This window comes from Nocardioides sp. (genome assembly GCF_031422975.1).
Taxonomy (GTDB): Bacteria; Actinomycetota; Actinomycetes; order Propionibacteriales; family Nocardioidaceae; genus Nocardioides.
The window spans coordinates 1-5,658 of sequence record NZ_JANPEO010000212.1; the positions used below are offsets into that span (position 1 = coordinate 1).

Below are 5,658 nucleotides of genomic sequence, written 5' to 3' on the forward strand. Positions count from 1 at the left end.
CCTCGCCAGCAACAAGCCGCTCGCCCGGCTGGTCGCCCGACCGATCCGGGAGTTCCTGCGCGTCGAGGTCGCCGGTTCGGTGCTGCTGCTGCTGGCGGCCGTCGTCGCGCTGATCTGGGCGAACGGGCCGGGCGCGTCGTCGTACGACGCCTTCTGGCACACGCCGATCGGCCTCCAGGTCGGCGAGTTCCGTCTCGAGGAGTCGCTGCAGCACTGGGTCAACGACGCACTCATGGTGATCTTCTTCTTCGTGGTCGGGCTCGAGATCAAGTACGAGCTCGTGAGCGGCGACCTGCGCGACCCGAGGACGGCCGCCCTGCCGATCCTTGCCGCGATCGGTGGCATGGTGGTCCCGGCCGGCCTCTATGCCCTCGTCGCCGGCGGCGGTGATGCCAGCGGAGGCTGGGGGATCCCGATGGCGACCGACATCGCCTTCGCCGTCGGCGTGCTCGGGCTGCTCGGCCGACGGATCCCGTCCGCGCTGCGGCTGTTCCTGCTCACGCTCGCGATCGTCGACGACATCGGCGCGATCATCGTGATCGCGGTGTTCTACACCGCCTCTGTCGAGCTGTGGTGGCTCGCGCTCGCGCTCGTCCTGCTCGCCGGGATGGTCGTTCTGCAGAAGGCGCGCGTGTGGTCGGTGCCGGTCTATGTCGTGCTCGGAGTCGTGACGTGGTTCGCGCTTCTCCAGTCGGGCGTGCACGCCACCCTCGCCGGAGTCGCGATCGGGCTGATCACTCCCGCCAGGGCGCTGCTCAACGAGGATGTCGCCCGTGGCTACGCGCGGCAGGCACTGGGCGACAACCTTCTCGATCCGGACGAGCTGGCCCGCCTCCGGTTCCTGATCGGGGAGTCGGTACCCATGGTCGAGCGACTGCAGTCCCTGCTCCACCCGATGTCGTCGTACGTCGTGTTGCCGGTCTTCGCGCTGGCCAACGCCGGCGTCGCGTTGGGTGGGATCGGGGACGCGCTCACGTCGCCGGTGGCGTTGGGAATCGTCGCCGGGCTGGTGCTCGGCAAGCCGGTCGGGATCGTGCTCGCGTCGTTCATCGCGGTGAAGCTCGGTCTCGGCAGGCTTCCCGACCGCACGACGTGGCCGATGCTCGCGGGTGTCGGGGCCGTGGCGGGGGTGGGCTTCACGGTGTCGCTGTTCATCGCGGGGCTCTCGTTCCCCGGCTCCGAGGCACTCAGCGACGACGCGAAGGTCGCGATCCTGGTCGCGTCCGTGGTGGCCGCGGCGCTGGGGGCGCTCCTGCTGTGGCTGGGTACGCCGCACCCGGACGCGCACCGCGAGGTCGAGGCGGCGGAGAGTGCCACGCCGCGCGGATGACCCGGCGGCGAACCGCCGGGAAGTACCCAGAGTTGGGTAGGTGCACCGTCGGGTTCCGGGCATACCTTGGAAAGACCACTCGAGCGAGGAGGCGGTATGGCCAGGGATCGCGAGATCGAAGCGCTCGTCGCCGATGTGGACCTCTTCCGAGGGCTCTCCAAGGGCCAGGTGAAACGGTTGGTGCAGGCCTCGAGGGAGGCCCTGCACCCCGCGGGCAAGGAGGTGGCGACCGAGGGGCTCGGGGCGTTGGCGTTCCACCTGATCCTCGAGGGCGCCGCCACCGTCAGCAAGGACGGCCGGGTCCTGCGCACAGTCGGTCCCGGCGACTACTTCGGCGAGATCAGCATGATCGACGGCTTGCCCAGGTCCGCCACGGTGACCGCCCTCGAGCCGATGACGGTCCTCGCTCTCCCGCACCAGGGCTTCGAGCAGGTGATCGACGCGGACCCCGGGTTCGCCCGTCACCTGCTCACGACCCTGTGCGCCCGCCTGAGGGAGGCCGAGGCGAGGTCTGCGGACTGAGCTCAGGGGTGAGACTCGTGGCAACCCATTCCGAGCTCGACCACGATCCCGCCCGCGAACTGCGAGACGCGAGGGAGCACCTCGAGGCCACCCGTGAGGTGCTGGGGGCGCTCGGCCGCAGCGGCGACGACCCCTCAGCCGTCCTCGACGTCGTCGTGGAGCGTGCGGCCAGCCTGTGCGAGGCTCAGGCGGCCCAGCTGTACCTCATCGACGGCGACGACCTCCGCCTCTCCCGGGTGTCCGGGGCGAACGCGCGGCAGATGCGCGAGTACCTGCTCCAGCACCCGCTCTCGCTCGACCGCACGTCTTTGAGTGGACGGGTGGCCCTCGACCGGCGGACCCAACAGATCCGCGACGTGCTGGCCGATCCGGAGTTCGGCCGCCGCGACCTGCAGCAGCTGTTCGGGTTCCGGACCAGCGTCTCCGCACCGCTGCTGTTCGAGAGCGACGTGGTCGGCACCCTGACGCTGTGGCGCGCCGAGGTCGACCCGTTCGACGAGCGGGCGATCGCGCTCCTGGAGTCGTTCGCGACGCAGGCCACCATCGTGCTGAGGCAGGTGGAGCTCACCCGTGCCCTCGCCGCCCGGGGTCGGGAGCTGGCCGCGAAGATCGACCAGCTCGAGGCGCTGTCCGAGGTCGCCGACGCGGTCAGCTCGAGCCTCGACCCGGACGAGGTGCTGCAGCGCATCGTGGCCAGCGCCGTGCGCCTCACCGGCACCGACGGCGGCTCGATCATGGAGTACGACGCCGCGACGGACACCTTCCACGTGCGCGCCGCCCACGGCAGCAGCACCGCGCTGCTGCGTCGACTGCGCAGGGTCACGATCCGACGCGACTCCTCGCTGGTCGGCCGGGCGGCGACCGCGCACAGGTCCGTGGCGGTGGCCGACCTCGGCGGTGTCTCTCGTGATCCCCACCTCGACGAGCTCTACCGGGACGGCTGGCGGTCGGTGCTTGCCGTGCCGATGCTGCGCCAGGACCAGCTCGTCGGCGCCCTGGTCGTCCGGCGCCGGACGACCGGGGACTTCCCTGACGACGTGGGCGTTCTCCTCCAGTCGCTGGCCAATCAGTCGGCGCTGGCCATCGTCAACGCCCGGATGTTCCGCGAGCTCAGCATCAGTCGGCGCGACCTCGAGGTGGCCGGCCGCCACAAGTCGGAGTTCCTCGCCAGCATGTCGCACGAGCTGCGCACGCCGCTCAACGCGGTGATCGGGTTCTCGGACGTGCTGCTCGGAGGCATGTTCGGCGAGCTGAACGAGCGGCAGGAGGAGTACCTCGGGGACATCCTCAGCTCCGGTCGCCACCTGCTGGAGCTCCTGAACGAGATCCTCGACCTGTCGAAGATCGAGGCCGGCCAGATGCGGCTGGAGTCGACGGTCTTCTCCGTGCCCGCTGCGTTGGAGTACGCATTGTCGGTCGTCCGGGAGCGAGCGAGCCGACACGGCATCGACCTCACCCTCGAGGTCGGCGATGACGTGGGCCTGGTGGAGTCGGACGAGCTGCGGTTCAAGCAGGTGGTGGTCAACCTGGTCGGAAACGCCGTCAAGTTCACCCCCTCCGGCGGCGCCGTCGGCGTCCGGGCGCGCAGGCAGGCGGGTGAGCTGGTCGTCTCGGTGTCCGACACCGGCATCGGCATCCCGGCCGAGGACCGGGAGAAGATCTTCGAGTCGTTCCAGCAGGGCGGTCGCGGCCTGGTCAAGGAGGAGGGCACCGGGCTCGGCCTGACGCTGTGCCGCCGCATCGTCGAGCTGTTCGGTGGCCGCATCACTCTGGAGTCGGAGGTCGGGCAGGGCAGCCGCTTCGAGGTGTGCATCCCGATGACGCCGTACCGCCAGGTCGTGGAGGGACCCGCCGCGGCCGGGCGCGGTGGCGCGATCCTGCTGGTGGACGACGACCGGGCGTCCCTGGAGCTGATGGCGGCTCACCTCGAGGGCACCGCCCCGCACGTGCTCCGCGCCCACGACGGGGAGATGGCACTCGAGCTGGCCCGTCGCACCGCGCCCTCGGCCGTGGTGCTCGACATCCTGCTGCCGGGCCTCGACGGCTGGCAGGTTCTGTCCCGCTTGCGCCAGGACCCCGCGACGGCCGGGATCCCGGTGATCGTGGCGTCGGTGGTCGACGACCGGGCCAGGGGCGCCGAGCTCGGCGCGGCGGCCTACCTCGTCAAGCCGCTTGCCCGTGAGGAGCTGGTCACCGCTCTACGGCGGGTGGGGGCGCTGCCGGCGGAGGCGGCCGGGCCCGAGGAGAGCACCTGATGGGCACTGCAACGATCCTTGTGGTCGAGGACAACCGGCTGAACATGAAGCTCGTGCGAGACGTGCTGGAGTTCGCGGGCTACGACGTCGTGGAGGCCGTCACCGGCGAGGAGGGCGTCGAGCTCGCGCTCGGGCTGCTCCCCGACCTGGTCCTCATGGATCTGCAGCTGCCCGGGATCGACGGCACCGAGGCCCTGCGCAGGATCCAGATGTCCGCCGGTGAGGCGCTGATGCCCGTGGTCGCGGTGACCGCCTCGGCCATGGCCACCGACCGGGAAGCCGCTGCGCTGGCCGGCTTCGACGGCTTCTTGGAGAAGCCGATCAATGTCCGGGCACTGCCGGCGCAGGTGGCGTCCTTCCTGGTGGGGCCGTCGTGACGGCGCCCGTGACGATCCTCGCCGTCGATGACGAGCCGGTGAACCTGCGGCTCCTCGAGGCCGTCCTGGCCCCGCGGGGACACCGGGTCCTGCAGGCCACCTCGGGGGCGGAGTGCCTCGACCTGCTGAGCCGCGAGGACGTGGACCTGGTGCTGCTGGATGTCGTCATGCCCGGCCTGGACGGCTACGAGGTGTGCCGCCGCATCCGCGGAGACGAGCGTACGGCGTTCCTGCCGGTCGTCATGATCACTGCCAGCGACGCCCAGCAGCGGGTGGCAGCGCTCGAAGCCGGGGCGGACGACTTCGTCCGCAAGCCGTTCGACCAGAGCGAGCTCCTGGCCCGGGTGGCCTCCCTGGCCCGCATCAAGCGCTACCACGACACCATCAGCGCGCAACGCACGGAGCTGGAGAGGTGGAACGGGGAGCTGGAGAGGCGCGTGGAGGAGCAGGTCACCCAGATCGAGCGGATGAGCAGGCTCCGCCGTTTCCTCTCGCCCCAGCTGGCCGAGGTGGTGATGGATGACGAGTCGCTGCTCGCCAGCCACCGCCGCGAGGTGGTCGTCGTCTTCTGCGACCTGCGCAACTTCACGACATTCGCCGAGACGAGCGAGCCCGAGGAGGTCGTGGACCTGCTGCGCGAGTACCACCGGCTGCTCGGCGACGTCATCGACGCCCACGACGGCACCCTCGAGCGGTTCACCGGCGACGGTGTGATGGTCTACTTCAACGATCCCTTCCCCTGCGTCGACCCCGTGGATCGTGCCGTGCGGATGGCGCTGGAGATCACGAGCAGCGTGCAGGAGCGGGCAGTGCGGTGGCATCGGCTCGGCTACGACCTGGCGCTCGGGACGGGGATCGCGCAGGGGTACGCCACTCTCGGACGCATCGGCTACGAGGGGCGCTACGACTACGCGGCCATCGGAAGCGTGACCAACCAGGCGGCCCGGCTGTGCGCCGAGGCCGCCCCCTGGGAGGTGCTGGTGCCCGACCGCCTGGTCGCCACCTGCGACGGCAGGTTGCAGACCAGGCAGCTCGGGACCCGGCGGCTGAAGGGCTTCACCCGCCCCGTGGAGGTGCACGACGTCGTGGCGATCGCGGAGCGGGCGGGCTGATCCCTAGTCCTCGGAGGTGGCGCCTTCCTTGCCCTTGATCAGGTCCATCACCGTCGAGTCGG

Annotated in this window: 5 protein-coding genes; all 5 read left to right on the plus strand. The window is 70.6% G+C overall.

What is annotated here, in order from left to right; all coding sequences use genetic code 11:
• On the plus strand, positions 1–1,330 hold a 1,330-nt coding region (gene nhaA / locus RMO85_RS06345; RefSeq protein ID WP_310527632.1), incomplete at its 5' end, for a Na+/H+ antiporter NhaA.
• Between the two features lie 96 nt (positions 1,331–1,426).
• Positions 1,427–1,852, plus strand: a complete 426-nt coding sequence (locus RMO85_RS06350) for a cyclic nucleotide-binding domain-containing protein (RefSeq protein WP_310527634.1) — start codon at positions 1,427–1,429, stop codon at positions 1,850–1,852.
• Positions 1,853–1,869: 17 nt separating this feature from the next.
• Positions 1,870–4,107, plus strand: a complete 2,238-nt coding sequence (locus tag RMO85_RS06355; RefSeq protein ID WP_310527638.1) for an ATP-binding protein — start codon at positions 1,870–1,872, stop codon at positions 4,105–4,107.
• Positions 4,107–4,484, plus strand: coding sequence for a response regulator (locus RMO85_RS06360; protein WP_310527643.1), 378 nt, complete (start codon positions 4,107–4,109; stop codon positions 4,482–4,484). Before RMO85_RS06355 ends, RMO85_RS06360 begins: the two co-directional genes overlap by 1 nt.
• Positions 4,481–5,596 carry a response regulator gene (locus RMO85_RS06365; RefSeq protein ID WP_310527647.1) on the plus strand — a complete coding sequence of 372 codons (1,116 nt, stop codon included), beginning with the start codon at positions 4,481–4,483 and terminating at the stop codon, positions 5,594–5,596. Before RMO85_RS06360 ends, RMO85_RS06365 begins: the two co-directional genes overlap by 4 nt.
• Positions 5,597–5,658 lie beyond the last annotated feature (62 nt).